The 26367-nt window shown below is 72.4% G+C and carries 29 protein-coding genes; 17 read left to right on the top strand and 12 right to left on the bottom strand.

Annotation, left to right across the window (positions count from 1 at the left end; genetic code table 11):
* The first annotated feature begins 15 nt into the window (after positions 1 to 15).
* From dxs to SGUI_RS02875, 8 genes are all read left to right on the top strand, one after another.
* Positions 16 to 1899, top strand: coding sequence for a 1-deoxy-D-xylulose-5-phosphate synthase (gene dxs / locus SGUI_RS02910; RefSeq protein ID WP_066636028.1), 1884 nt, complete (start codon positions 16 to 18; stop codon positions 1897 to 1899).
* 10 nt (positions 1900 to 1909) lie between these two features.
* Positions 1910 to 2824, top strand: a complete 915-nt coding sequence (locus tag SGUI_RS02905; RefSeq protein ID WP_083190452.1) for a diacylglycerol/lipid kinase family protein — start codon at positions 1910 to 1912, stop codon at positions 2822 to 2824.
* A 63-nt stretch (positions 2825 to 2887) separates the two neighbouring features.
* On the top strand, positions 2888 to 3175 hold the full coding sequence (locus SGUI_RS02900) for a hypothetical protein (RefSeq protein ID WP_066636024.1): 288 nt from the start codon (positions 2888 to 2890) through the stop codon (positions 3173 to 3175).
* 24 nt (positions 3176 to 3199) lie between these two features.
* Positions 3200 to 4369: a phosphatase domain-containing protein gene (locus SGUI_RS02895; RefSeq protein ID WP_157621702.1), complete on the top strand. Its 1170-nt coding sequence runs from the start codon at positions 3200 to 3202 to the stop codon at positions 4367 to 4369.
* Between the two features lie 55 nt (positions 4370 to 4424).
* Positions 4425 to 5720 (top strand): ABC transporter substrate-binding protein, encoded by a 1296-nt coding sequence (locus tag SGUI_RS02890; protein WP_066636015.1) that lies wholly within the window; start codon positions 4425 to 4427, stop codon positions 5718 to 5720.
* Positions 5717 to 6592, top strand: coding sequence for a carbohydrate ABC transporter permease (locus SGUI_RS02885; RefSeq protein ID WP_066636011.1), 876 nt, complete (start codon positions 5717 to 5719; stop codon positions 6590 to 6592). Before SGUI_RS02890 ends, SGUI_RS02885 begins: the two co-directional genes overlap by 4 nt.
* Before the next feature lie 62 nt (positions 6593 to 6654).
* Positions 6655 to 7434 carry a carbohydrate ABC transporter permease gene (locus SGUI_RS02880; RefSeq protein ID WP_237141437.1) on the top strand — a complete coding sequence of 260 codons (780 nt, stop codon included), beginning with the start codon at positions 6655 to 6657 and terminating at the stop codon, positions 7432 to 7434.
* Positions 7431 to 7856 carry a DUF3253 domain-containing protein gene (locus SGUI_RS02875; protein ID WP_066636009.1) on the top strand — a complete coding sequence of 142 codons (426 nt, stop codon included), beginning with the start codon at positions 7431 to 7433 and terminating at the stop codon, positions 7854 to 7856. Before SGUI_RS02880 ends, SGUI_RS02875 begins: the two co-directional genes overlap by 4 nt.
* Positions 7857 to 7880: 24 nt before the next feature.
* Here the strand turns inward: SGUI_RS02875 and SGUI_RS02870 are convergent, their stop codons facing one another.
* From SGUI_RS02870 to SGUI_RS02830, 9 genes are all read right to left on the bottom strand, one after another.
* Complete coding sequence (locus SGUI_RS02870) at positions 7881 to 8636, bottom strand: iron ABC transporter ATP-binding protein (RefSeq protein ID WP_066636007.1); 756 nt, start codon at positions 8634 to 8636, stop codon at positions 7881 to 7883.
* On the bottom strand, positions 8633 to 9697 hold the full coding sequence (locus SGUI_RS02865; protein ID WP_418314008.1) for an iron chelate uptake ABC transporter family permease subunit: 1065 nt from the start codon (positions 9695 to 9697) through the stop codon (positions 8633 to 8635). Before SGUI_RS02865 ends, SGUI_RS02870 begins: the two co-directional genes overlap by 4 nt.
* Positions 9690 to 10721: an ABC transporter permease gene (locus tag SGUI_RS02860; protein WP_083190450.1), complete on the bottom strand. Its 1032-nt coding sequence runs from the start codon at positions 10719 to 10721 to the stop codon at positions 9690 to 9692. Before SGUI_RS02860 ends, SGUI_RS02865 begins: the two co-directional genes overlap by 8 nt.
* Before the next feature lie 7 nt (positions 10722 to 10728).
* Positions 10729 to 11805 (bottom strand): siderophore ABC transporter substrate-binding protein, encoded by a 1077-nt coding sequence (locus SGUI_RS02855; protein WP_066635996.1) that lies wholly within the window; start codon positions 11803 to 11805, stop codon positions 10729 to 10731.
* Positions 11806 to 11947: 142 nt separating this feature from the next.
* Entirely contained in the window at positions 11948 to 12808 is an 861-nt protein-coding gene (locus tag SGUI_RS02850) for a serine protein kinase RIO (protein ID WP_066635992.1), read from the bottom strand.
* Positions 12809 to 12866: 58 nt separating this feature from the next.
* Positions 12867 to 14504, bottom strand: a complete 1638-nt coding sequence (locus tag SGUI_RS02845; protein ID WP_066635989.1) for a Na+/H+ antiporter NhaC family protein — start codon at positions 14502 to 14504, stop codon at positions 12867 to 12869.
* 46 nt (positions 14505 to 14550) lie between these two features.
* Positions 14551 to 16056 carry a tripartite tricarboxylate transporter permease gene (locus SGUI_RS02840; RefSeq protein ID WP_066635986.1) on the bottom strand — a complete coding sequence of 502 codons (1506 nt, stop codon included), beginning with the start codon at positions 16054 to 16056 and terminating at the stop codon, positions 14551 to 14553.
* Between the two features lies 1 nt (position 16057).
* A complete protein-coding gene (locus SGUI_RS02835; protein ID WP_066635983.1) occupies positions 16058 to 16567 on the bottom strand; it encodes a tripartite tricarboxylate transporter TctB family protein in 510 nt (169 codons plus the stop codon).
* Entirely contained in the window at positions 16564 to 17574 is a 1011-nt protein-coding gene (locus SGUI_RS02830; protein WP_237141436.1) for a Bug family tripartite tricarboxylate transporter substrate binding protein, read from the bottom strand. Before SGUI_RS02830 ends, SGUI_RS02835 begins: the two co-directional genes overlap by 4 nt.
* A 79-nt stretch (positions 17575 to 17653) precedes the next feature.
* Here SGUI_RS02830 and SGUI_RS02825 point away from each other — a divergent pair, with 79 nt between their 5' ends.
* Genes SGUI_RS02825 through SGUI_RS02810 form a run of 4 tightly spaced genes read left to right on the top strand, consistent with a single transcriptional unit; the run spans position 17654 to position 19463 of the window.
* A complete protein-coding gene (locus SGUI_RS02825) occupies positions 17654 to 18001 on the top strand; it encodes a universal stress protein (RefSeq protein WP_066635967.1) in 348 nt (115 codons plus the stop codon).
* 22 nt (positions 18002 to 18023) lie between these two features.
* The gene (locus tag SGUI_RS02820) at positions 18024 to 18257 is read left to right on the top strand and encodes an antitoxin VapB family protein (protein ID WP_066635965.1); all 234 of its coding nucleotides are present in this window, start codon (positions 18024 to 18026) and stop codon (positions 18255 to 18257) included.
* A gap of 23 nt (positions 18258 to 18280) precedes the next feature.
* Positions 18281 to 18661 carry a type II toxin-antitoxin system VapC family toxin gene (locus tag SGUI_RS02815; protein WP_066635963.1) on the top strand — a complete coding sequence of 127 codons (381 nt, stop codon included), beginning with the start codon at positions 18281 to 18283 and terminating at the stop codon, positions 18659 to 18661.
* A gap of 19 nt (positions 18662 to 18680) precedes the next feature.
* A complete protein-coding gene (locus SGUI_RS02810; protein WP_237141435.1) occupies positions 18681 to 19463 on the top strand; it encodes an inositol monophosphatase family protein in 783 nt (260 codons plus the stop codon).
* Here SGUI_RS02810 and SGUI_RS02805 read toward each other — a convergent pair.
* Together SGUI_RS02805 and SGUI_RS02800 are read right to left on the bottom strand one after the other, a co-directional pair.
* On the bottom strand, positions 19451 to 19828 hold the full coding sequence (locus tag SGUI_RS02805; protein WP_157621701.1) for a DUF2304 domain-containing protein: 378 nt from the start codon (positions 19826 to 19828) through the stop codon (positions 19451 to 19453). The genes SGUI_RS02810 and SGUI_RS02805 overlap by 13 nt on opposite strands.
* A 15-nt stretch (positions 19829 to 19843) precedes the next feature.
* Positions 19844 to 20527, bottom strand: a complete 684-nt coding sequence (locus SGUI_RS02800) for a glycosyltransferase family 2 protein (protein ID WP_066635956.1) — start codon at positions 20525 to 20527, stop codon at positions 19844 to 19846.
* A gap of 37 nt (positions 20528 to 20564) precedes the next feature.
* Here SGUI_RS02800 and SGUI_RS02795 point away from each other — a divergent pair, with 37 nt between their 5' ends.
* The 5 genes from SGUI_RS02795 to SGUI_RS02775 are packed head-to-tail and all read left to right on the top strand — an operon-like array spanning position 20565 to position 25036.
* Positions 20565 to 21179, top strand: coding sequence for an N-acetyltransferase (locus SGUI_RS02795; protein ID WP_066635953.1), 615 nt, complete (start codon positions 20565 to 20567; stop codon positions 21177 to 21179).
* Positions 21176 to 22300, top strand: a complete 1125-nt coding sequence (locus tag SGUI_RS02790; protein WP_066635950.1) for a DegT/DnrJ/EryC1/StrS family aminotransferase — start codon at positions 21176 to 21178, stop codon at positions 22298 to 22300. Before SGUI_RS02795 ends, SGUI_RS02790 begins: the two co-directional genes overlap by 4 nt.
* Positions 22301 to 22310: 10 nt before the next feature.
* Positions 22311 to 23309 carry a Gfo/Idh/MocA family protein gene (locus SGUI_RS02785; protein ID WP_157621700.1) on the top strand — a complete coding sequence of 333 codons (999 nt, stop codon included), beginning with the start codon at positions 22311 to 22313 and terminating at the stop codon, positions 23307 to 23309.
* Positions 23306 to 24502 (top strand): glycosyltransferase family 4 protein, encoded by a 1197-nt coding sequence (locus SGUI_RS02780; RefSeq protein ID WP_066635945.1) that lies wholly within the window; start codon positions 23306 to 23308, stop codon positions 24500 to 24502. Before SGUI_RS02785 ends, SGUI_RS02780 begins: the two co-directional genes overlap by 4 nt.
* 30 nt (positions 24503 to 24532) lie before the next feature.
* The gene (locus SGUI_RS02775) at positions 24533 to 25036 is read left to right on the top strand and encodes a DnaJ family domain-containing protein (RefSeq protein ID WP_066635943.1); all 504 of its coding nucleotides are present in this window, start codon (positions 24533 to 24535) and stop codon (positions 25034 to 25036) included.
* 73 nt (positions 25037 to 25109) lie between these two features.
* On the opposite strand, the gene SGUI_RS02770 is transcribed toward SGUI_RS02775, so the two are convergent.
* Entirely contained in the window at positions 25110 to 26327 is a 1218-nt protein-coding gene (locus SGUI_RS02770; protein ID WP_066635938.1) for a hypothetical protein, read from the bottom strand.
* Between the last annotated feature and the right edge of the window lie 40 nt (positions 26328 to 26367).

Here is a 26367-nt window from a genome sequence, read left to right as displayed (position 1 = left end):
GCCGGAGGACGACACGTGGCACTGATGCGCACCATCACCGGGCCGTCCGACCTCAAAGGGTTGACGCAGGGTCAGGTGAGCGCCCTCGCGGAGGAGATCCGGGCCTACCTCATCTCCTCGGTCTCGCAGACCGGTGGCCACCTCGGCCCCAACCTCGGCGTCGTCGAGCTGACCATCGCGCTGCACCGGGTCTTCGACTCCCCCCGCGACACCCTGCTCTTCGACACCGGGCACATCTCCTACGTCCACAAGCTGCTGACCGGCCGGCACGACCTGTCCACGCTGCGCAAGCAGGGCGGGCTCTCGGGCTACCCGAGCCGGGCCGAGTCCGACCACGACGTCGTGGAGAACTCGCACGCCAGCTCCTCGCTGTCCTGGGCCATCGGCATCGCCACCGGCCGCAAGCTGCGTGGCGAGACCGACCGGCACACCGTCGCGGTCATCGGCGACGGAGCGCTCACCGGCGGCATGGTGTGGGAGGCGCTCAACAACATCGCCGACCAGCCGGACCTGCCGCTCATCATCGTCATCAACGACAACGAGCGCTCGTACGCCCCCACCCGCGGCGGCATGGCGGAGTACCTCGCCTCGCTGCGGGCCACCCAGGAGTACGAGCACATGCTGTCCTGGGGCAAGCGGCAGCTGTCCCGCACGCCGGTGGTGGGGCGCCAGGTCTACGAGGCGCTGCACGGCGTGAAGAAGGGGCTCAAGGACATCGTCAGCCCGCAGGGCATGTTCGAGGACCTGGGGCTGAAGTACCTCGGCCCGGTCGACGGGCACGACGTCGAGGCGATGGAGACCGCGCTGCGCCGCGCCCACGACTTCGGCGGCGTGGTGCTCGTCCACGCGATCACCGAGAAGGGCCACGGCTACGACCCGGCGACCGCCGACGAGGTCGACCGCTTCCACGCCGTCGGCAAGATCAACCCCGAGACCGGTCTGCCGCTGGAGGTGTCCGGGCGCTCCTGGACCGACGAGTTCAGCGACGAGCTGGTGCGGCTGGGCCGGGAGCGCGACGACATCGTGGCCCTCACCGCCGCCATGCTCATCCCGGTCGGCCTGCAGCCCTTCGCCGAGCGCTACCCGGAGCGGGTCTTCGACGTCGGCATCGCCGAGCAGCACGCCGTGGCAATGGCTTCCGGCCTGTCCTTCACCGGCATGCACCCGGTGGTCTGCGTCTACGCCACCTTCCTCAACCGCGCCTTCGACCAGCTGCTCATGGACTGCGCGCTGCACCGCCAGGGCGTCACCTTCGTGCTCGACCGCGCCGGGATCACCGGCACCGACGGCGCCAGCCACAACGGTATGTGGGATCTCACCCTGACTGGGATCGTCCCCGGGATCCGGGTCGCCGCCCCGCGCGACGGCCAGCAGGTGGCGCTCGCGCTGCGTGAGTCGGTCGACATCGATGACGGCCCCAGCGTGGTGCGCTTCCCCAAGGGCAGCGCCGGCGCCCCGATCGAGGCCGTCCGCCAGGTCGGCACGCTCGACGTGCTCCGCGACCTCGACGACCAGGACGGCCCGGAGAGCGACCTCGAGCTGCTCCTCGTGGGCGTGGGATCCATGGCCGGGACCGCGCTGGAGGTGGCCGACAAGCTGCGGGCCGAGGGGCGCCGCGTCATGGTCGTCGACCCGCGCTGGGTGCTGCCGGTGAGCCCGGACCTCGTCGACCTCGCCCGCGGCGCGGGCCGCGTGGCCGTCATCGAGGACAACATCGTCGGTGGCGGGATCGCCAGCGCGGTCTCGCAGACGCTCGCGGCGGCCGAGGTCGACGTGCCGGTGCACGGCTACGGCATACCCCAGGAGTTCCTCGACCACGGGTCCCGCGAGCAGGTGCTCGACCGCATCGGCCTGACGCCGGACGCGGTGGCGACCTCGCTGTCCGCCAGGCTCGGCTGAGCCGACGGACGTGGCCGTGGACCCGGTCGCGCTCGTCCTCAACCCCGCGTCGCGCGGCGCGCAGCGCGCCCGGCGCGAGGTGGTCATCGCCTGCGCCGAGGCCGGTATGCCCCCGCCCGAGATCCGCTCCACCACCGTCGCCGAGCCCGGGGCCGCCCAGGCGCGGGAGCTGCTGGCGCTGGGCTGCACCCGCGTCGTCGTCGCCGGGGGAGACGGGACGCTGCGCGAGGTGGCCGGTGCCGTCGGCGACCGCGCGGTCCTGGGGGTCGTGCCGTGCGGCACCGCCAACCTCGCCGCCCGCAACCTCGGGCTGCCGCTGCGGAGCACGACCGCGGCCGCCCGGCTGGCCGTCGCCGGGCCGGGGCGCCGGGTGGACCTGGGCCGGGTGGAGGCCTCGCACGAGGACGGGTCATCGACCAGCCTGCCCTTCCTCGTGGTGGTCGGCGTCGGCCAGGACGCCGAGGTGCTCGCGACGATGATCCCCGAGGCGAAGCGGAGGCTGGGGTGGCTGGCCTATGTGACCCCGGGGCTGAGCCGGCTGCGCCGTCCGGGGCGGCCGGTGGGCCTGCGGGTCGACGACGCCGCCGAGCAGGAGGAGCCGGCGTGGAGCGTCCTGGCCGTCAACGGCGGCCGGCTGCCGCTCGGCGCGCGGCTGGTGCCGGGGGCGCGGATGGACGACGGCCTGCTCCACGTCGCGGTCGTCGGGCCGCGCCGGCTCGCGGACTGGGGGCGGGTCGCGGCGACCGGGCTGGGGGCGCCGCACCGGGAGCACCCGGCGCTGCGCTACCGGCAGGGGCGGGTCGCCGTGCTCCGGCTGGGCGCACCGGGGCCGGTGCAGGTCGACGGCGACGTGCTGCCCGGCTGCGTGTCCGCACGGGTCGAGATCCGGCCCGGGGGCCTGCGGGTGGCGGCGCCGACGACCTGAGGGGACCGGCACGTATCTGGCGCCGGCCCCGGGACTCTTCCCCGGCATACCGAGGAGGAGAGCATGACCCGATCCCTGTCCGACGCACCGCCCGCCGGTGAGCTCGTCGCCGTCCCGACCACCGACGTCGACGAGCTCACCCGGCGGGGGCAGGGGCCGGAGGTCGTGCACCGCCTCGGCGAGGTGACCCTCATCCGCGACGACCGGGGCACGGTGCGCGCGCTGCCCGGCGAGGCCGCGGCCTGGAGGGCCCTGACCGACCCGGCCGTGACACCGTTTCAGGAGCTGCTCGCCTACCTCGACCTCGCGGCCTTCGCGACCCGCCGTGCGGGGGTGCTGCTGCGCCCCTGAGCCCGCGCCTGGGAGGCTGACCCCATGGACCCTCGCGCCGTGCAGATCGCCGCGCTGAGCTCGGGCTGGCGGACCGACCGGGCGCAGGAGGAGCAGATCCTGCAGATCCTGCGTGTTGTGCCCCGCGGCGAGCTCGACGCGGTCCTCGCCGACCTCGACCTCGACAAGGTCATCGGCGACGTCGACGACCACCTCTGGGGCCCGGACCACCGCACGCAGCTGCTGGACCTGCTGCTGCAGGACCGGCGGGAGGAGCTGTCGACGCCGACCCTCGCGCGGGTGATCGCCTCCCTGCACGCCGGCCCGACCCCGCGCGGCCACCAGGAGGCCATCGCCGGCGTGCTGCTCGCCCTGCGTGGCCGGCGGTTCCACGACCTGAAGTACCGCCTCAACACCGCCAGGGACCACCACGACCTGGAGCACCTCGTCTTCCGGGACCTCGAGGAGGACCTCCAGGAGCAGGTGCTCGAGCACATCGCCGAGCAGGCGGCGGCCCACCCCACGTCGGACCTGCGGGTGCTCTGCGACATCGACGACACGGTCCGGTGCGCCCTGCACGACGACCGCTACCCGAGAGGGACCGTCTACCCGGGCGTGGTCGAGCTGCTGACCCAGCTGGACCAGGGTGCCGCCGCGGACCCGGGCCGGGTGGGTGACCTCACCTTCGTCACCGCCCGCCCCGGCGGCCCGGCGGGCCTGGTCGAGGAGTACACCCGCGACGGGCTCGCCGAGCTCGGACTCCCGCCGCACGCGGTCCTCGGCGGGTCCCTGCTCAACCTGCACACCAAGGCGGCCATCGCCGAGCGCAAGCTGCAGAACATGGAGCGCGACCACCTGCTCTTCCCCGAGTGCCGCATGGTCTTCATCGGGGACAGCGGGCAGGCCGACGGCGACGTCGGCGCGCAGATGGCCGCCCGCCCGCACGACCACGTGGCCGGCACGCTGCTCCACGACGTCACCGGCCTCGACGCGCAGGCGCGTGCCGACTGGGCCGCGCGCGGCGTCCACGTCTTCGACACGTATGCCGGTGCCGCCGCCCACGCGCACCGCCTCGGCCTGCTCACGGCGGACCAGGCGCAGCAGGTCGCACGCGCCACCCGGACCGGGCTGGAGCTGCTCGACCTCGACCCGCAGCAGCGCGAGCACCTCGAGGTCGTTCTGTCCGACGAGGAGGCGAGTCTGCGGATACGCTGACCGAGCCGCTCCCCGCACGGCGCTGCCCTCGACCGCGCTCGAAAACGGAGTATCCATGCGACTCACCAGACGTTCGTTCCTCGCTGCCCTGGGAGCGGCAGCCACCCCCACCGTCCTCGGTGGCTGCGGGGGCTTCTCCACCGGGTCCGGGTCCGCCTCCAGCGAGGGCACGCTGTCCTTCACCACGTGGGGGACGGACGCCGAGCTGGCCGGCTTCCGGTCCGCGATCGCCGCCTTCGAGGCCGCCAACGACGGGGCCAGCGTGAGCCTCAACGCCGTCCCCTACGAGCAGATGTTCACCAACATCGACGCCCAGCTGCAGGCCGGCAACCCGCCGGACGTCTTCCGGGTGCCCTACTACACCTTCGGCAGCTACGCCGGGCGCGACCAGCTGCTCGACCTCTCACCGCACCTGTCGGCGGACGTGGCGGACCGGTTCACCCCGCAGGCGTGGGCCGCCGTGCAGAGCGGCGGCTCGCCCTTCGGGCTGCCCCACCACACCGACACCACGGCGATCCTCTACGACGTGCAGGCCCTCGCCGACGCCGGGATCGACTCCGTCCCGCAGACGCTGGAGGAGGCCTGGACCTGGGAGGAGTTCGCCGACGTCGCGCGCCGGCTGCAGGAGTCGCTGTCCTCGGACCGCTCGCCCTTCGCCTACAACTGGCAGGGCAACGGGGTGACCCGGTGGCTGAGCTGGCTCTTCGAGGCCGACGGCCGCTTCCTGGAGGAGGACCTGGTGACGCCGGCGATCGACTCAAAGGCCGGGGCCGCCGCGGTCGAGTTCACGACGAGCTTCTTCCGGGACGGCCTGGTCCCACGCAACAACTCGATCAGCTCCTCGACGTATGCCGCGGACAGCTGGTTCGCGGGGACGGTGCCCATGGTCTTCGCCGGGGCCTTCCTGCTGCCGGACGCCGAGGCGACCTACGAGCGGGAGTGGGCGGCGACCTTCCCGCCGCGGCGCGAGCGCTCGGCCGGCGACTTCGGCGGCAACGCCCTCGTCGCCACCGCCCAGACCGAGCAGCCCGAGCTGGTCGCCCGTTTCCTGGAGTTCGTCACCGAGGCCGAGCAGATGCGCGAGTTCTGCGCCGGGTCCTCGCTCCTGCCGACCCGCGCCGACCTCGTCGAGGAGGGCATCGAGTTCGACGTCCGCCCCGAGCTGTCGCAGGTCTTCCTGGAGCAGTCCAGCGCGGTCCTGCCGCAGGACTCGGGGCAGGTCGCCTCGCCGGACATGTCCTCGATCATCACGGTGCTCCAGGACGGCCTGGAGGCGAGCTTCCTCGGCGACGCCGACGTCGAGACCACCCTCGCCACGCTGTCCGAGGGCATCGGGACCGCGACGCAGTGACGGCGCGCGCTCGTGAGGCGCTGGCGGGCTACTCCTTCGCCGCGCCGACCCTGCTCCTGCTCGGGGTCTTCGTGCTGCTGCCCCTCGGCGGCGCGATGGCCATCAGCCTGCAGGAGACCAACGGCTTCGGCGAGGGCACCTTCGTCGGCCTGGACAACTACCGGCGCCTCGTGCAGGACCCGGTCTTCTGGCGTGCCACGGTCAACACCGCGCTCTACACGGTGCTGGTCACCCCGGCGGCGATGGCCATCGGGCTGGGCCTGGCGCTGCTGCTGAACTCGGCGCTCCCGGCGCGAGGGCTGCTGCGCTCGGTGCTCATCCTGCCCATGGCGATCTCGGGGGTCGCGACGGCGCTCATGGGGGTGCTGATCTTCGACGAGAACAGCGGCTTCCTCACCGAGGCCGCCCGGGTCCTGGGGCTGCCCCAGATCGACTGGCAGACGCACGGGCCGGCGGCGTTCGCCTCCGTCGTCATCATGACGCTGTGGTGGCGGGTGGGCTTCAACATGCTCATCTACCTGGCCGGGCTGCAGGGGATCTCGCACGAGCTGCACGAGGCGGCGCGGCTCGACGGCGCCAACTCCTGGCAGCGGCTGCTCCACGTCACGGTGCCCCAGCTCAAGCCGCAGTCGTTCTTCCTCGTCATCCTCAACATCATCTACTCCTTCCAGGTCTTCGACATCGTCTTCGTCATGACCGGCGGCGGGCCGGAGCGGGCCACCACGGTGCTCGTCACCTACGCCTACGACACCGGTTTCGTCACCCGCGACCAGGGGTATGCCGCGGCCATCGGCGTGGTGCTCCTGGCCGTCACGCTGGTCGTCACCGGCCTGCGCTGGCGCGCCGAGCGGCGGCGGGAGGAGACGGAGTGAACAGTTATCCGCAGGGTCCTGCCACACGGCGTCGCACGGGCGCGGCACTGCGCCTCGCAGGAGTGCTGCTGGCCGCGGTGGTCATCCTCTTCCCGCTCTACTGGATGGCGGTCGTCGCCTTCTCGAGCCGGTCCTCGCTCTCCGGAGGGGGCTTCCGGCTCTGGCCGGAGCAGACGACGCTGGACAACTTCCGGCGCGTCTTCGACTCCTTCCCGGTGCTCACGTGGTTCGGCAACTCGCTGGCGATCGCCCTGGTGACCTCGGTCATCATCGTGCTGGTCAACCTCCTGGCCGGGTATGCCTTCGCCCACCTGCGCTTCCCCGGCTCCGGGGTGCTGCTGCTCGTGGCGCTGTCCACGCTCATGCTGCCGGTGCAGGTCATCATGGTCGGGCTGTTCCGGCTCGTCACCGACCTCGGGCTCTACGGCAGCTACTGGGCGGTGATCCTGCCGACCGCGGCCTCGGCCTTCGGGGTCTTCCTCGCCCGGCAGTTCATCCTCACCATCCCGCGCGAGCTCATCGAGGCGGCCCGCATCGACGGGGCCTCCCACCTGCAGATCTTCTGGCGGATCGTGCTGCCGCTCTCGCGTCCGCTCATCGCGGTGCTCTTCTTCATGAGCATGCTGCAGACGTGGAACGACTTCGCCTGGCCGCTCATCGCGCTGCGGGAGAACGCGCTCTACACGCTGCCCGTCGGGCTGCTCTTCCTGCAGGGGCAGTTCGGGCCCGACTTCGGCGCGACGATGGCCTTCGCGCTCATCACGGTGGCGCCCATGGTGCTCGTCTTCCTGCTGGCCCAGCGCTGGTTCGTCCAGGGCTTCTCCCGCAGCGGGCTGCGATGAGCGCGGACCCGCCCACCGAGAAGTGGTGCGCCTCCTGCGGGCGCCGGATCGAGTGGCGCAAGAAGTGGGAGCGCTCCTGGGAGCAGGTGCGCTACTGCTCCGCCGCCTGCCGGAAGCGGGGCGTGCGTCCGGTCGACCGCGAGCTCGAGGCGACGATCGTCCGGCTGCTGTCGGCACGCGCCGCCCGCTCGACGATCTGCCCGTCGGAGGCCGCCCGGGAGGTCGCCCGCACCCAGGGGCAGGGCGGCGAGGGTGCCGGGGAGCCCGAGGCCTGGCGCGAGCTCATGGAGCCGGCCCGCCGCGCGGCGCGGCGGCTCGTGGTCTCCGGCCGGGTGGAGATCACCCAGGGCGGCCGCGTGGTCGACCCCTCCACCGCGATCGGGCCCATCCGGCTGCGACGCGGCCCCGGGTGGAGCGGCTGAGGCGGCATCTGGGCATACCCGGAGTCAGTAGTAGACGGCGAGCGGGCCGTCGGGCCCGTCGATGACCTTGACCGGGGTGTGGAAGACCCGGGTGAGGGTCGCGTCGGTGAGGATCTGCGAGGGGGGTCCGAACTCGGTGATCCGGCCCTCGTTCATCGCCATGATCTGGTCGGCGTAGCGGGCCGCAAAGTTGATGTCGTGCAGCACGATGACGATCGTCCGGCCCAGCTCGTCGGCCGCCGCCCGCAGCTGGCGCATCATCTGCACCGAGTGCTGCATGTCGAGGTTGTTGAGCGGCTCGTCCAGCAGCACGTAGTCGGTGTCCTGGGCGAGCACCATGGCGACGTAGGCCCGCTGCCGCTGCCCGCCGGAGAGCTCGTCGAGGTAGCGGTGCTCGAGCCCGGTGAGGTTGAGGAAGTCGATCGCCTCGCTGATGTGCCGCTCGCACTCCGGCGTCAGCCGCCCGTGGCTGTGCGGGAAGCGCCCGAAGCCGACGAGCTGGCGGACGGTGAGCCGGGTGATGAAGTGGTTCTCCTGCCGCAGGATCGACAGGATCTTCGCGATCGCCTTGGAGGGGGTGTGGACCACGTCGTGGCCGGCGACGGTGATCCGGCCCTCGTCCAGCCCGAGCAGCCGGCCGATCATCGTGAGCACCGTCGACTTGCCGGCACCGTTGGGCCCGATGAGCGCGGTGATCCCGCCGGCGGGGATCTGCGTCGTCACCGGCCCGATCCGGGTCTCGGTGCCGTAGTTCTTGGCGACGTCGACGAGCTCGATCACAGGCGGCCCTTTCGCATGATGTAGACGAGGAAGGTCAGCCCACCGATGAGCTCGATGATGATGGTGACCATGCCCTGCGCGTAGAAGACGTGCCGCAGCACGAAGTAGGCCCCGGACAGCACGACATACCCCAGGAGGAAGGCCATGGGCAGCAGCAGCCGGTGGCTGTAGGTGTCGGCGAACTGGTAGGCGAGCATGGCGACGAGGAAGCCGAGGAAGGTCATCGGCCCGACCAGCGAGGTGGTCATCGCCATGAGCAGGGAGACGAGGAAGAGCACGACGATGACCTCGCGCTTGTGGTTCAGCCCGAGGTTGGTCGTCGCGTCCCGCCCGAGGGCGAGCACGTCGAGCCGCCGGGCCCGCCAGAACAGCGTGCCCCCGGCGGCGAGCGCGATCGGGACGGCGTAGGGCAGGTAGTCCGCGTCGGCGTTGCCGATGTTGCCGAAGAGCCGGGCCGTGAGGATGTCGAACTCGCTCGGGGTGAGCAGCCGCTGCATGAAGGTCGACAGCGCGCCCAGGCCGCCACCGAGGATGACCCCGACGAGCAGCATGACGTGGATGTTGCCGAAGCGCCCCGAGAGCAGCCAGCCGTAGAGGATCGTGGCCAGGACGACCATGAGCGCGGCCTGGAGCAGGAACTGCGTCGTGCCGGTGACCATCGCGACGCCCGAGGCGCCGAAGACGAAGACCGCGCCGGTCTGCACGACGACGTAGAGCGTCTCGAAACCCATGATCGAGGGGGTGATGATGCGGTTGCTCGTCGCGGTCTGGAAGCTCACCGTGGCGAAGGCGTGGCAGAAGGCGACGACGAGGATGACCGCGATGCTCGTGACGCGCAGCTCGGCGATCCGCCAGAAGCCGTCGCTGCCCACCGGCATCGGGTTGCCGTAGGCGAGGATCCCGGCGGTGAAGCCCACGGCAAGGACCACCAGCACGGCCATGATCACGGCATACCGGACCCGGTCGCGGCCGCGCACGAAGGGTCCGGTGCGCCTTTCCCCGGAGGTATGCCCGGAGGCCTGCGTCGGCGCGTCGGTGGCGGCGGTCCTCGTCTCAGGCACGGCGCTGCCTGATGACGAGCAGGGCGATGAAGAAGAAGGCGCCGAGGACGCCGAGGATGAGCGAGACCGGCACCTCGAAGGGCATGATGATCGTGCGCCCGATGATGTCGCAGATCGTCACCACCCAGACGCCGAGCAGGCAGACCCAGGGCAGGTTGCTGCGCAGGTTGTCCCCGCGGATGAGGGAGACGACGTTGGGGACGATGAGGCCGAGGAAGGGCAGCGAGCCGATGACCACGGTGACGATGCCGGTGGCCACCGACACCATCGCGACCCCCATGAGGATGATCCGGTCGTAGTCGAGACCGACGTTGGTGGCGATGTCCTTGCCCAGCCCGGCCACGGTGAGCCGGTCCGCGATGAGGAAGACGAGGACCGTCACCACGAGGACGATCCAGAGCATCTCGTAGCGCCCGCGCACGACGGAGGTGAAGCTGCCGGCGAACCAGATGCCCATCTGCTGCAGCATGTCCGTGGCCATGGCGAGGTAGGTCGACACGGCGCCGACGACGGCACCGATCATGATCCCGACGATGGGGACGATGAGCGAGGACTTCAGCGACACCCGGCGCAGGAAGAGGAAGAAGACCATGGTGCCGAGGAAGGCCATGACGACCGCCCCGGTCATCCTCGTCAGCAGGCTGGCGCCCGGGACGAGGATGAGGACGAGCAGCAGCCCCAGCCCGGCCCACTCGGTGGTGCCGGTGGTGGTGGGCTCGACGAAGCGGTTCTGGGTGAGCAGCTGCATGACGAGGCCGCACATGGACATGGCGGCCCCGGCGAGCACGAGGGAGATCGTGCGCGGCACCCGGGTGATGCCGAACATCGCCCAGCCGTCCTCGCCCGCGGTGATGTCGTAGACGCCGACCGACAGCGAGACCGCGAGCAGCCCGGCGGTGAGCAGGACGGCGAGGGGCAGGGTCCACGCCGAGGACCCCCGGCCCGCGCCCCCTCGCCCCGGCGTGGCGTGGCCGGGGGAAGGGGCGGGGTCGGGGGTCGGTCTCGTGGACGTGCCCGAGGTCACCGGCAGGTCAGCGGGCCGAACCCATGGCCTGCGCCATGGAGTTGAACAGCTCGGTGTAGGCCTGCATGTCCTCGGTGAGGTAGAAGTCGGCCGGCAGGTAGACGATGTTGCCTGACCGCACGGCGGTGACGTTCTGCAGCGCCTCGGACTCCGCGATGAGCTCCTCCGCGCTGGAGTACTCGTCGCCCTCGGCCGCGATGGCCGCGTCGCGGTCCATGACGACCAGCCAGTCGGGGTTCGCCTCGGCGATGGCCTCGACGGAGATGTCGTCGCCGTGGCCGGAGTCGCCACCCTCCTGCTCGAGGGCGGGGGTGAGGCCGAGCACCTCGAAGACCGGGCCGATGGAGCGGCCGGTCACCGGGGCGACGTAGGAGATGTCGCCGCCGGAGGTGAGCAGCCCCATGACGGTCTGCTCGCTGTCGTAGGCCTGGGTCGCGGCGTCGATCGAGGCGTTGAACTCGTCGATCATCGCCTGGGCCTCGTCCTCGTGCTGCAGGGACTGGCCGACGAGCTCGAGCTGCCGGATGAGCTCCTCGTCGAGCGGGGCGTTCTCGTAGTCGGTCGTGGTGTCGACGATCGCCGCGTCCGGGGCGAGGTCCTGGATGTCGCCGTAGTAGTCCTGGAAGCGGTAGCCGGTGAGGACCAGGTCCGGGTCGGCGGCGACGATCGCCTCGAGGTCCGGCTCGCCGTGGTTGCCCAGGTTGGTCACCGCGTCGTCGCTGGCATACGACAGGTCGCCGGGGAAGATGTCCAGCGGGGCCGCGACGATCTCGACGCCCCACTCGTCCATGGCGCGCACCACGCGGTTGTCGGTCACCATGATCCGCTCGGCGGGGACCGGCACCTCGACGGTGCCCTGGAAGTCGGTCACCTCGACGGTCCCGGACGCGGCCTCCTCGCCGCCGTCCTCGGCCGACTCGTCGGCGGACCCCTCGGTCTCCTCGGCGGCAGCGGCGTCGCCGTCGGCGGCGGACTCGCCCTCCGCGGCGGTGTCGGTGCCCTCGTCGCTGCCGCAGGCGGCCAGGGTGAGCGCGGCGGCGGTCGCGACGGCCACGAGGCCACCGCGCGATCGTCGCAGGTGCATGATCCTTCTCCTCCAGGGTCGGGTGGTCGGCCGCGGCCTCTCCGCGCCCGACAAGGTAACCCTAACCTGAGTCATCTTTCGGCATGGATGGACCGCGCTAATTGTGGGATGCGTCACGCGTCGCCCCGAGGAGGCCCGGACCTCAGAACCCCAGCACGACCGCCTCGGCGAAGAGCTCCTCGCCGTCGGCGGCGACCCCGTGCTGGGTGAACCACCTGGCCACGTTCGCGCAGTCGCGGTGCAGCAGCGCCGCCCCCTGGGGGTTGGCCACGAGGTCCACCACCTGCGGCAGGTCGATGACGACCAGCGTCTCGCCCTGGACCAGCAGGTTGTAGGCCGAGAGGTCCCCGTGCGCCCAGCCCGCCTCCGCCAGCCCGAGGACGACGTCGCGGGTCTGCTCCCACAGATGGACCAGGAGCCCGTGGTCACCGCGGACCTGCGCCAGCCGCGGCGCGGCGGCGCCGCTCGGCTCGCCCACGAACTCCATGAGCAGCTCGGTGCCCTCCAGCGAGACGGGGTAGGGGACGTGGACGCCCGCCTCCCAGGCGTGGCACATCGCCTCCCACTCGGCCTGCGCCCACCGGCCGGCGGCCACGGCGCGCCCGTAGGCCGTGCCCCGGGCCAGCGCGCGCTGGTCGCGGGACCGGCGCACGCCGCGGCCCTCGGCATACACCGCGCTGCGGTGGAAGGAGCGGTGGTCGGCGTCGCGGTAGCGCTTCGCGGCGAGCAGGCAGCTCGCGTCCGTCCCGGGGGTGCTCGCGCTGCGCTCGACGAGGAAGACGTCGGCCTCCTTACCGGTCTTGAGCACGCCGAGCTCGGTGTCGATCGCGCCGGAGTCCTGCACGACCCAGGACGGGACGGGGTCGGGGCCGCGGTGGCCCGCCTCGACGTCCCAGTAGGTGGTGACACGCTGGTCGGCGGTGAGGTCGTCCGCCGCGGTCAGCGGCGTCCAGTCGACGACGAAGAACGGGTCGAGGTCGCCCGTGGGGTGGGAGGTCGGCACCCTGGAACTCTGGCGCGGCCATCGCCGCCACGGCAACGGGTTTTGTGCCGGGTCGGGGTCAGGAGAGCGAGCGCTTGGCCTGCTCCTCCTCGGGGATCTCGTCCTCGAGCCGCTGCAGCACCGTCTTGCCCAGGACGGCGACGCCGACCAGCCCGACGAGCACCGCCACGAAGCCGAGCCAGCCGCTGCCGGTGGCGGCGAAGACGACGTAGCCGATGAGCGCGATGACGGCGCCGGAGATGGCATACGGGAGCTGGGTCATGACGTGGGTGATGACGTTGCAGCTCGCGCCGGTGCTGGACAGGATCGTCGTGTCGCTGATGGGGGAGCAGTGGTCGCCCCAGACCGCGCCGGCGAGGACCGCGCCGAAGGCCGCGAGCAGCAGCTCGTCACCGCCGCTGACGTTGACCATGATGTCGCCGGCGATGGGGAGCAGGATGCCGAAGGAGCCCCACGAGGTGCCGGTCGAGAAGGCCATCGCGCCGGCCAGGACGAACATCACCGGCACGAGCCACTGCGGCGCCATGTTGGCGCTCTCGACCAGCCCGCCGAGGTACTCGCCGGTGCCGAGCTGGCCGATGAGGCCGCCGAGCATCCACGCGAGCAGCAGGATGTAGACGGCCGGGAGCATCGACTGCAGCCCGCTCCACACCCCGCGGCCCAGCGTGCTCGTGGAGAAGCGGGGGTTGGAGGAGGTGTAGCGCACGTAGTAGTAGAAGGCCGACGCCAGCCCGAGCACGGCGCCGTAGATGAGCGCCTGGGTGACGTCGGTGGAGGCCATGACGTCGAGGACGCCGACCCCGCTGCCGGCGACGTGGTCCTCGGCGGTGACGGCGCCGCGGTAGCCGGTCCAGACGATGCCGCCGAGCACCCCGGCGACGAGGAGCAGGAAGGGGATGACCAGCGCACGCTTGGCGCCGGGGGAGTGGACCGGGAGGTCCTCGGCGATCTCGCCGGGGATCTCCTCGCTGTCGTCGTAGGTCTCGCCCTCCATGATCGCGCGGCGTTCCTGGCCGCGCATGGGGCCGAAGTCGAGGCCGAGGACGACGACGACCCAGACCAGCAGGACCGCGGCGATCGCGTAGTAGTTCATCCCCGCGGCGCCGAGGAAGGCCCCGACGTCGCTCACGCTCAGCGTCGAGGCGGCGACGAGCGGGGCCATGATGCCGATGATGCTGGCCCCCCAGCTGGAGAACGGCACGAGCACCGCGACCGGCGCCGACGTGGAGTCGATGAGGTAGGCCAGCTTGGCCCGGGCGACGTGGTGGCGGTCGGTCACCGGGCGGGCGACCTGGCCGACGGCCAGGGCGTTGAAGTAGTCGTCGATGAAGATCGCGATGCCCAGCCCGGCGCCGAGCGCCTGCGCGCCGCGGCGGGTGCGGATGCGCTGGATCGCCCAGTCGGAGAAGGCCTGGCTGCCGCCGGACATGAGGATGAGGGAGGCGATGACACCGAGGGCGAGGGTGAAGAGCAGGATGTAGACGTAGTAGGTGTTGACCGCACCCTCCTCCCAGAAGATGACGGAGAAGTTGGTCCAGACGAGGCGCAGCGTCTCCAGCGGGTTGAAGTTGGCGACGAGCAGGGCGCTGGCCAGGACACCGGCGCCGAGGCTCAGCAGCACCTTCTTCGTCGCGATGACCAGCCCGATCGCGATGATCGGCGGCAGCAGCGTCAGGATCGGCAGGTCCTCGGTCATGGTGCCTCCTCGGCGGCGGTGGTGCCCAGACTAGTCGTGGCCAGAGCTAGACGTCCGCGCCGCGACGGCCGCGCAGCTTCGACCTCACGGTGAGGATGAGCACGACCGCGAGGATCCCGTAGAGCAGCCAGGTGATCCAGCTGCTCACGAGGACCGAGTAGTCGCCGTTGGACGACAGCAGCGCCTCGCGCAGCCGGCTCTCGGCCAGCGGCCCGAGCACCATGCCGATCATGAGCGGCGCCAGCGGGATGTCGTGGCGCCGCATGACGAAGCCGACGATGCCGATGAGCAGCAGCAGGTAGAGGTCGAACTGCGCGGCGGAGAGGGCATACACCCCGAGGCCGCAGAAGACCGTGATGCCGCCGTAGAGGTACGGCGCGGGGATGAGGAGAAGCTTGGACCACAGCTGGGCGAAGGGCAGGTTGATGATGAGCAGCACCACGAGCGCGACGAAGAAGCTCGCGAGCAGGGACCACACCAGGTCGGGAGCGCGGTCGAAGAGCAGGGGGCCGGGCTGCAGGCCGTACTGGTTGAAGGCCGCCAGCATGATCGCGGCGGTCGCCGAGACCGGCAGGCCGAGGGCCAGCAGCGCGCCCATCGCGGTGCCCGTGGTCGCGTTGCCCGCGGCCTCGGGGGCGGCCAGCCCCCTGATCGCGCCCTTGCCGAACTTCGGGCTCGGGCGCTTGCGGTCGAGCCGCCGCTCGACGTCGTAGGCCATGAACGTCGGCACCTCGGAGCCGCCGACGGGGATGATGCCGAAGGGCAGGCCGATCGCCGTGCCACGGGCCCAGGCGGGCGCGGCCTCGCGGAACTCGCTGCGCGAGAGCCAGGCCCGACCACCGGTCTTCATCGCCACGGTCTTGGGGTCGCGGCGCACACGTGAGGCGATGTGGAAGACCTCGCCGAGCGCGAGGACCGCGACCGTGACCGTGACGATGGAGATCCCGTCGAAGAGCTCGGGTATGCCCAGGGTCGCGCGCTCGGTGGCCGAGGTGGGGTCCATGCCGACGGTCGCGATCCCCAGCCCGACGACGAGCGCGGCGACCCCCTTGACCGCCGAGTCGCCGACGATCGAGGAGGTCGCCACGAAGGCGAAGAGCGCGAGCGCGAAGTACTCCGCCGCACCGAAGCTCGCGGCCACGTCGGCGAGGGACGGGGCGAGGAAGACCACCACGACGGCGGCGCAGAACCCACCGATGAAGGCCCCGAGCGCGGCGGTGGCCAGGGCCTGGGGCGCGCGCCCGTCCTTGGCCATCCGGTGCCCCTCGAAGGTCGAGGCGATGGCCGAGGCCTGACCGGGGGTGTTCATGAGGATGGCCATCGTCGAGTCGCCGAAGAGGCCGCCGAAGTAGACGCCGGCGAACATGATGAAGGCGGCGGTCGGCTCCAGGGCGAAGGTCATGGGGAGCAGGAGGGCGACGGCCATGGAGCTGCCGAGGCCGGGCATGACGCCCACGGCGGTGCCGAGCAGGCAGCCCAGCACCACCCAGAGCAGGTTGATCGGGTGGAGGGCCCCGGAGAAGCCCTCCATGAGCAGCGACAACGACTCCATTTTACATCCCTCCCACGAGGAAGCCGGCCGGCAGGTTGAGCCCCAGTCCCTGGGCGAAGGCGAGGTAGACCGCCGCCGAGACGACCAGGGAGAGCGAGGCGTCGAAGAGCGGCCGGGTGGAGCCGATGCCGCGGGCCACGCACCAGAAGAGCACGGCGGCGGCGATGATCCAGCCCAGCAGCTCGATCGTCAGCGCGAAGACGAGGAAGCCGCCCACGCACCAGGCGACCGCCTGCCAGTCGGTGAAGGTGCGCCACCGCGGCGCGTCGGGCTGCTCGGGGTCCTCGGCGTCCACCGGCTCCGGGTGGCGCAGGTAGTGCAGCACGAGGAGTGCCGAGAGCAGGTAGCCCGCCACGATGAGGATGTTGGGGAAGAAGCGAGGCCCGGGGAAGTCGGTGCCCTCGGGCACCTCCATGGTGAGCACGCCCACGAGCAGGTAGGTCGTCCACGCGGCCAGCAGCCCGGGGACGACGAGTCCGGAGCGGCCGTGCCAGAAGCCGGTGTCGCTCACAGCCCCAGCTCCTCGATCAGCGCCTCGTTCTGGCGCGTGTCCTCCTCGATGAAGTCGACGAGGTCGGGCCCGGTGAGGAAGACGTCGGTCCACCGGTTGCGCTCCATCGCCTCCTGCCACTCCGGACTCTGCGCCGTCTCGGTGACGATGGCCTCGAGCTCGGCGAACTCCTCGTCGGTGATCCCGGCCGGGGCCAGGAAGCCGCGCCAGTTGGTCATGGAGACGTCGTAGCCCTGCTCGATGAGGGTCGGCAGGTCGATCCCCTCCTGCCGCTCCGGGGAGACGACGGCCAGGCCGCGCATCCGGCCGGCCTCGATCTGGTCGGCGAACTCGTTGTAGCCCGACACCGCCGCCCGGGCGTCGCCCGAGGAGAGCACCTGGATGGCCTCGCCCCCACCGGACTGCGGGAGGTAGGTGATCTGGGTGGGGTCGATGCCCGCCTGGATCGCCAGGTCGGCGACGATGAGGTGGTCCAGGCCGCCGGCCGAGCCCCCGGTGAAGGGGAACGCGCCCGGGTCCTGCTCCCAGTCGGCGACGAGGTCGTCGATGGTCTCGTAGGGGGAGTCCGCGGGGACGACGATGATGTCGTACTCCTCGCTGATGCGGGCCAGGGGCCGGACGTCGGTCATCGCGACGGGGGAGTCGTTGAGCGCGATGGCACCGGTCATGACGGTGCCGGTCGTGAGCAGGTTGCTCGCCTGGCCGTCCAGGGTGGAGAACTTGCCGAGCCCGATCGTGCCGCCCGCCCCGGCGATGTTGAGCACCGTGACGTTGTTGACGATCCCGTCGGCGCGCATCGCGGCCTGCTGCTCGCGGGTGAAGGTGTCCCACCCGCCGCCCGGGCTGGCCGGCGCGATGAGGGTGAGGCTCGAGCGGAGGTCGGAGTCACCGTCCTGCGCGGACTGCGCCGAGAGGGCGAACGCCCACCCGACGACGAGGACGGCGACGACGGCATACACCACCATCGGCCACCGTGCTCGTCCGCTGCGTGCCTGCTCCCCGCTCATCCTGCTCCTTCGCTGGTCAGCCTGCGACTACTATCACTGACGCAACGTCAACTGACAAGCAACAGGACGGAGAGCCGCGATGACCGTGGTGCTCGCATGGACGACCACGCCGGAGGGACAGGCCGCCCAGGAGACGGCGGTGGCCGAGGCGCGCCGGAGGTCGCTGGGGCTGGTGGTCGTGCCGATGCAGGAGGGCCGGCCCCAGGTGGACGCCGAGGGGGTGGAGGTGAGGGTGCGCGAGCCCGACGAGCGGGACCGCGACGTCGTCGGCGACTTCCTCGACATCGCGGCGGAGGAGGACGCCTCGCTCATCGTCATCGGGGTCAAGCACCGCACCGCGATCGGCAAGCTCATCCTCGGCTCCTCGGCCCAGCAGATCCTGCTCGAGGCGGGGGCCCCGGTGCTCGCCGTGAAAGCCCCCCGCTGAGCGGTCCGTGTATGGTAAGTGCATGGCTGTCAAGACGATCACCATCGACCTCGAGGCGTACGAGAGGCTGAGTCGTCTCAAGGACGGGACGTCCTTCTCGCAGGTCATCAAGAAATACCTGCCCGCCGCCGGATCCACAGCGCGGGACCTGCGGGCGGCCCTCGACGCCTCTGACGTCTCCGACGAGACGCTGGACGCCGTGGCGGACGTCGTCGGCGAGCGTCGGCTGGACGCGGTCCGCGAACCTACGTGGTGATCCATCTCGATACGTCGTTCCTGGTGGACGCTCTGCGCGAGAGCCGCCGCGACCAGGAGGGGCCGGCGCGCGCGTGGCTGGCCGACCACGACGACGAGGCGCTGGCCCTCAGCGTCTTCGTGATGGCCGAGATGCTCGTGGGGGCCGAGCGGCACGCGGACCCGGCGCGCGAGCGCGCACGGGTCGAGCGTGCCTGCGGCGATCTGCCGATGGTCCTCCCTGACGCCCGGCTGGCCGGGACCTACGCCACGGTGCACGCAGGCCTGGCGAGCCTCGGCACCCCGGTCGCGGTGATGGATCTTCTCATCGGGTGCACCGCGCTCAACGCGCAGGCACCCCTGCTCACGGCCAACCCCTCGCACTTCGCGAAGATCCCTGCCCTGCGCGTGCTCACGTACCGGTGAGGCGTGACACAGTGGTGCTGTGGCCGCGCTGACGACGGATGCCGTCCTGACCCTGCTCCAGGAGGTCGCCGAGGAGGTCATCACCCCTCGCTTCCGTGACCTGGACGAGGACGAGATCGGCTCCAAGAGCCACCCGGGCGACCTGGTGACGGTGGCCGACCGGGAGGCCGAGGTCCTCATCACCCGGGAGCTGCGGGCCGCCTACCCGGACGCCGCCGTCCTCGGGGAGGAGGCCTTCGCCGACGACCCGGGCATCATGGAGGCATTCCGCAGCGCCGAGCACGCCTTCACCGTCGACCCGGTCGACGGCACCCGCAACTTCGTGCACGGCTCTCCGGACCACGCGGTCATGGTCGCCGAGACACGGGGCGGGCAGACGGTGCGCTCCTGGATCTGGCAGCCGCAGCACCGTCTGGCCTACGTCGCCGAGCGCGGCGCGGGGGCGACCCGCAACGGCGAGCGCCTGCCCGTCCTGCGCCCCGACGCCGACCCCGCGCGCTGGCGGGTGCGCACCTCCTCCCGTCGCCAGGTGGGCGAGTCGCTCGCCGGCACCCCGCCCATGTCGCTGACCTGGGTGAGCTGCGGCATCGACTATCCCCACCTCGCCGAGGGCGCCTGCGACGCGCTGGTCTACCGCGGGACCCGTCCGTGGGACCACGTGCCGGGTGCCCTGCTGGTCCACGAGGTCGGCGGCGTCGTCGCGACGACGCAGGGGGAGGCATACACGCCGCGCAGCGACCCCGAGGGCATCCTGGCCACGTCCGGCCAGGCGGTCCTGGACCGGTTGGTTCAGGGTTCCTGAGCCCCCGGCGGGTCGTGCTCGGTCGTGTCGTGCACGGCGGCGCGCAGCGCGAGCTCGCGCGCCAGCGTCGTGACCTGCTGCTCCAGCTGGCGCATGCGGCGGTAGGAGGCCGCGACATACCCGAGGAAGACGACGGTCAGGCCGTAGAGGAGCAGGTCCGCCCCACGCCCGACGCCCAGCAGCTGGGCCATCTGGGTGAGCAGTCGGGGGAAGAGGATCGCCATCGCCGCCAGCACGACGAAGCCCACGAGCAGCAGCCGTCGCACGGCCTGGTGTCGCACCCCCGCGGTGGAGCGGGTGAGCATCGCGGTCACGACGACGACGCTGACGAGCAGCACCAGCTTGATGACGGGTTGGTCGAGCACGTCAGCGCCTCTCTGTCACTTCAGGATGGTGTCGACGAGGATGTTGACCGAGTTCATGAGCGACTGGCCCTTGCCCCGGCTGTAGTCGGTGTAGAGCACGTGCACCGGGTGCTCGGCCCAGGGCAGCCGGGTGCGACCCAGCTGCAGGACGATCTCGGTGGCGTGCGCCATGCGGTTCTGCCGCAGGTCCAGCCGCTGCGCCGCGTCGCGGCGGATGACCCGCAGCCCGTTGTGCGCGTCGGTGAGGCGCATCCCCGTCTGCTGGTTGGTGAGCCAGACGGCGACCTTGAGCACCACCTTCTTCAGCCGGCCCGGGTGGGTCCGGTCGTCGAGGAAGCGCGAGCCGAAGACGATCGCGAGGTCCTCCTCCCGGGCGCGCTGCACCATCTCCGCCGCGTCCGCCGGACGGTGCTGCCCGTCGGCGTCGAAGGTGACGAGGTATGCCGCGTCCGTCGCGTCCAGGACGTAGCGCATCCCCGTCTGCAGCGCGGCCCCCTGGCCGAGGTTGAACGGGTGCTGCACGACGAGCGCCCCGGCCGCGCGGGCGCGCTCGGCGGAGGCGTCGTGGGAGGCGTCGTCCACGCAGACGACGTGGGGGAAGAACGCGCGGGCCTCGCGCAGCACCTCCTCGATGACCTGCGCCTCGTCGAACAGGGGGATCACCAGCCAGGTGTCCTCCTGCACGGGCGATAGAGTCATGCCTGCATTGTCCCCCACCAGCACCCCCGGGAGTCCCGTGACGACACGCATCGTCGACAGCGCCGATGTCGCGGACAGCGCGAGCATCGGCGACGGCAGCTCGATCTGGCACCTGGCGCAGGTGCGCGAGGACGCGGTCCTCGGTGCGGGATGCGTGGTGGGGCGCGGGGCCTACGTCGGCACCGGGGTGCACCTGGGGGACCACTGCAAGCTGCAGAACTACGCGCTCGTCTACGAGCCCGCCAAGCTCGGGCACGGCGTCTTCGTCGGCCCGGCGGCGGTGCTCACCAACGACACCTTCCCCCGCGCGGTGAACCCGGACGGCTCGCTCAAGGACGCGAGCGACTGGGACGCCGTGGGCGTCACCGTGGGCGACGGGGCCTCGATCGGGGCCCGGGCGGTCTGCATCGCCCCGGTCGAGATCGGCCCCTGGGCGACCGTCGCCGCCGGCGCAGTCGTGGCCAAGGACGTCCCCGCGCACGCGCTCGTCATCGGGGTGCCGGCCCGGCAGATCGGCTGGGTCGGGCACGCCGGCCGACCGCTCGAGCCGAGCGGCACGCCCGGTGAGTGGCGCTGCCCGCAGACGGGGACGGCATACCTCGAGAGCGACGGTGCCCTGCGCCGAGCCGAGACCGATGAGGAGACCGCATGACCGAGCAGCCCATGATCCCGGCGGCCAAGCCGCTCATCGGGGAGGACGAGCGCGCCGCCGTCGACCGGGTGCTGCGCTCGGGGATGGTGGCGCAGGGGCCCGAGGTCGCGGCCTTCGAGGGCGAGTTCGGCGCGCAGCTGGTCGGCGGGCGCGCCTGCGTCGCGGTCAACTCCGGCACGTCGGGCCTGCACCTGGGGCTGCTCGCCTGCGGGATCGGCGCCGGCGACGAGGTCGTCGTGCCGAGCTTCACCTTCGCGGCGACCGCCAACGCGGTGGCGCTCACCGGCGCGACCCCGGTCTTCGCCGACATCAGCCCGGACACCTTCAACCTCGACCCGGAGTCCGTGCGCGCCGCGCTCACCGACCGGACCGCGGCGGTCATGCCGGTCCACCTCTACGGACACCCCGCGGACATGGACGCGCTGCGGGCGGTGACCGCCGAGCACGGCATCCAGCTGTTCGAGGACGCCGCGCAGGCGCACGGCGCGACCTACCACGGCAAGCCGGTGGGGAGGTTCGGCTCGTTCGCGATGTTCAGCCTCTACCCGACGAAGAACATGACCTCCGGGGAGGGCGGGATGGTCGCCTGCGCCGACGAGGAGATCGCCCGGGGGGTGCGGCTGCTGCGCAACCAGGGGATGGAGAAGCAGTACGCCAACGAGGTGATCGGGCTCAACAACCGGATGACCGACATCCACGCCGCCATCGGCCGGGTCCAGCTGACCAAGGTCGGTGCCTGGACCGAGGCGCGGCAGGACAACGCCCGCTGGCTCGACGAGCACCTGGGGCAGGTGGACGGGGTCGTCGTCCCGACCGTGCGGGAGGGGTGCACGCACGTCTACCACCAGTACACCGTGCGCATCGACGGTGCGACGGGCGAGCAGCGGGACGAGGTCGTCACCGCGCTGCGCGAGGAGCACCGGGTCGGCTGCGGCGTCTACTACCCCACGCCCAACCACGAGCTGGTCTCGCTCGCGCGCTTCGCACCCGCCGGCGAGCTGCCGGAGACCGCCCGGGCGGCCGCCGAGGTCATCAGCCTGCCGGTGCACCCCTCGCTCACCCCCGGTGACCTGGAGCGGGTCGCGACCGCGGTGCAGGCCGTCGTCGGTGCCGGTGCGTAGGGGAGGCGCGATGATCGAGGAGGGAAAGACGGTCCGGATGGGCCTCATCGGGCTGGGGTCGATGGGCCGCCACCACGCCCGCGTCATCCGCGAGGTCGAGGGGATGGAGCTGGTCGCGGTGGCCGACCCCTACGGCGACAAGCACGGCGTGGCGGGCGGGCTGCCCGTCCTCGGCGACGTCGAGGGGCTCATCGCCGAGGGCATCGACGCGGCCATGGTGGCGGTGCCGACCTACCTGCACGAGGAGGTCGCGCTCGCGCTCGCCGAAGCCGGCGTGCACACCATGGTGGAGAAGCCGATCGCCGCGACCGTGGAGTCCGGCCGGCGCGTGGAGCAGGCCTTCACGCAGGCTGGGCTGCTGGGCTGCGTCGGCTACGTCGAGCGCTGCAACCCGGCGCTGCTGGAGATGCGCCGGCGCATCGCCGACGGCGAGCTCGGGGAGGTCTACCAGATCACGACCTCGCGGCAGGGGCCCTTCCCCGCGCGGATCGCCGACGTGGGGGTGGTCAAGGACCTCGCGACGCACGACATCGACCTCACCGCGTGGATCGCCCGGTCGCCCTACGCCACCGTGGCCGCCCAGGTCACGCACCGCTCGGGCCGGGAGCACGAGGACATGGTGCTCGCCACGGGGCGGCTGGAGAACGGCATCATCGTGTCCCACACGGTCAACTGGCTCAGCCCGCGCAAGGTGCGCGAGACCGTCGCGACGGGGGAGAAGGGCGCCTTCGTCGCGGACACGCTCCACGGCGACCTCACCTTCGTCGCGAACGGCGACGTCCGCTCGGAGTGGGAGCGCGCCGCCACCTTCCGCGGGGTCTCCGAGGGCGACTCGATCCGGTATGCCATCGCCCGCCGCGAGCCGCTGCGCGTCGAGCAGGAGAACTTCCGCGACGCCCTCCGCGGCCGCGAGGCGGACGTCGTGTCGATGGCCGAGGGCGTGCACACCCTCGAGGTCGTCGAGGCGGTGCTCGCCTCCGCCGCCGCCGGCAGCACCCAGACCCTGTGACCGACCGTCCGCCGCTCGTGGTGCTCGCCACGCGGATCTATGCCCCGGAGGCGGCGGCCGCGACCTTCCGGCTGCGGGCCCTCGTCCGCTCCCTGGGTGACCGGGCCCGGGTCCGGGTGCTCACGACGACGCCGCCCCCGGCGCTGCGCGGCCGGGGGAGCGGGCCGACCGGCGAGGTCACCGTCTCCCGGTGGCCGGTGCTGCGTGACCGGACCGGCTATGTCCGCGGCTACCTGCCCTACCTGTCCTTCGACCTCCCGCTCGCGCTGCGGCTGCTCATCGGTCCGCGGGCCGACGTCGCCGTCGTCGAGCCGCCGCCCACGACCGGGGCCGTGACCCGGGTGGCGCTCGGGCTCCGCTCGCTCCTCTCCCCGCGGCGCCGCACCCCCTACGTCTACTACGCCGCCGACGTCTGGTCCGACGCCACGGCCTCGATGGGGGCACCACAGCCCGTGGTCCGGCTCATGCGGGCGGTGGAGGCCTTCGCGCTGCGCGGGGCGCGCGACGTCGTCGCGGTGAGCGACGGGGTCGCCGACCGTGTCCGGGCCCTGGCCGGTCCGGACGCCCCGGTGAGCGTCGTGCCCAACGGGGTCGACACCGCGGTCTTCACCCCGGACGGTGACGTGCACCCGGAGGCGCCGGGCACGGCATACCTCGTGTATGCCGGGACCGCCTCGGAGTGGCAGGGTGCCGAGGTCTTCGCCGAGGCGATGCGCGAGGTCGTGCGGGAGGCGCCCGGGGCGCGGCTGGTCTTCCTCGGTCAGGGGTCGTCCTGGCGCGCGCTGGAGCGGATCGCCGCGGACCTGCCCGGGGGAGCGGTCGAGCTGCGTCCGCTGGTGCCGCCGGAGGAGGCGGCGGCCTGGTTGCGCGGGGCCGCAGCGGCGCTGGTGAGCGTCCGGCCCGGGGTCGGCTACGACTTCGCCTACCCGACGAAGGTCGTCGCGGCGCTGGCCTGCGGGACCCCCGTCGTCTTCGCCGGTCCCGGCCCCGCCGCGCAGGACGTGCGCGAGCACCGGCTGGGCGCCGCCGTCGAGTACGACGTGCAGCCCGTGGCGGCAGCGATGACCGAGGCGCTGCGGGCCGGTCCCGACCCCGCCGAGGCGGGACGCCGCGTCCGGTGGGTGCACGAGCACCGGAGCCTGGCCGCGACCGGGGAGGCGGCGGCCCGGGTGGTGCTGCGGGCCCGCCCGTAGACTGGGGGCCGGCGATGAGGAGGACCGGTCATGGCACGTTTCGGCAGAGCGGGGGAGCGGCCGGGTGCGCCCAAGGCCGAGGACCAGCTGGCCGACCAGGGAGTCAAGGGGCGCCGACCGCCGGCGGCCACGACGGCCCGGGCGGTGCAGAGCTGGGTGGACCAGAGCATCGAGGCGGCGCAGCGACGGGGTGCCTTCGACAACCTGCCCGGAGCGGGAAAGCCGCTGCGCGACGTCGACACCCGTAGCGACCCGGACTGGTGGGTCAAGAGCCTCATCGCCCGCGAGCAGCTCGACCTCTCCGGGGCGCTGCCGGGCGTGATGCAGCTGCGCCGGGAGAAGGCGACCTATCCGCAGTCGCTCTTCCCGCTGCCCGACGAGGAGTCGGTGCGCACGGTGGTGGCGGACTTCAACGAGCGGGTGCTCGCCGACCGCCGGCGCCCGTCCGCCGGTCCGACGTCGCCGCCGGTGGTGGGGCGCCTCGACGCAGAGGAGATGGTGCAGGCGTGGCGGGAGGCGCGAGGCGGGGGCTGACAGCAGGGTCAGGCCGCCACTCTGGACGCTCGGTGGGGGATGGGCGGCGCCAGACCGGACGCTCGGTGGGGGATCAGGGGGAGAGGAGCACCTGATCGAGCACGGCGGCGGCGCGGCGGCCGTCGTGGTGGCGCCCCGCCCAGGCGGGGCCTCGCGAGGCGAGAGTGGTATGCCCGTCGCGGTCGGCGAGGACGTCGCGCAGCGCCTGCTCCAGCGTCCCGGCGTCGGCCTCGACCACCGGCACCACCCCGTCGCCGCCCAGGTCACGGTCGGCGCGGGCCATGCGCTCCCGCACCCCGGCCGCCAGGTGCGCCACGGCGAGCCGGCCGGCGGCGAGGGTCTCGGCGAGCAGCACGCCCGGGTTGCCGAGCACGACCTGGTCGACCACGACGTCGGCGTCGGCGACGAAGGCGGCCATCTGCTCGTGCGGGACCCCGGCGAGCCGGCGGTACTCCACCAGCCCGGCCGACTGCAGACCCTCCAGCACCCGCTCGACCACCTCGGTGCCCTTGAGCCGCGGGTTGGACGGGGCGTGCAGCACCACCGGGCGTTCGCGCCCGAGCGCCCGTCGCCCGGGCGCCGCGGCGAACCTGTCGACGTCGACCACGAGCGGCAGCCAGGTCGCCCCGGGGAGCACGTCGAGCAGGTCTGGGGTGGAGACGAGGACCGTCCCGGGGTAGGCCGCGAGGTCGCGCGCGTTGCGCCCGACCACCTCCTGCAGGGTCCGCAGGTAGTCGTCCCACTCGCCGCCGAACGGGCTGTGCGGGTAGGCCGCGGCGTGCTGGCGCAGGTCACGGATCTCGCTGCCGTGGTAGACCACCGCGTGCCGGACGCCGGCCGCGTCGAGGGCCGCCACGTCGTCGAGCATCGACCGGGCGTGCAGGTCGCCCAGCACCGGCCGGCCGGACTCGAAGAGCACGTGCGTGGCCTCCCGCAGCACCCGCTCGCCGTGGATCGAGCGGACGTGCCCGCGCTGCGCGAGCACCGACAGCTCGTGGTCGGCCGGGAAGCGGAAGCCCGGCTGCGCGAGGGAGCGGGCGGCGGCGAGGTTCTGGGCCGCCACGCCGGTGAGGTGCTCCTGCGCGGCGTGCGCCCAGGCATACCCCTGGCCGGCGGTGTTCCACGGCCCGACGTAGAGCCGCCGCGCCGCCGCGGGCATGGGGGCCAGCGCCCGCAGCTCCGCGTCCGCCCGCCGCCGCACCGGCAGGGCGGCCAGGTCGCGCACCGGCGCGGGCAGCGCGGCGAGCCCGCGCCAGGCGAGCCGCCGCAGTCGGTTGACGGGTAGGGCCACGCCCGCAGCCTACGATGGGGCCCATGACCAGGCGGCCCGC

Origin of the sequence: Serinicoccus hydrothermalis (genome assembly GCF_001685415.1) — a bacterium.
GTDB classification, from domain to species: Bacteria; Actinomycetota; Actinomycetes; order Actinomycetales; family Dermatophilaceae; genus Ornithinicoccus; species Ornithinicoccus hydrothermalis.
Note: the sequence above shows the minus strand (reverse complement) of the source record. Positions and strands in the feature narration are given on the sequence as shown.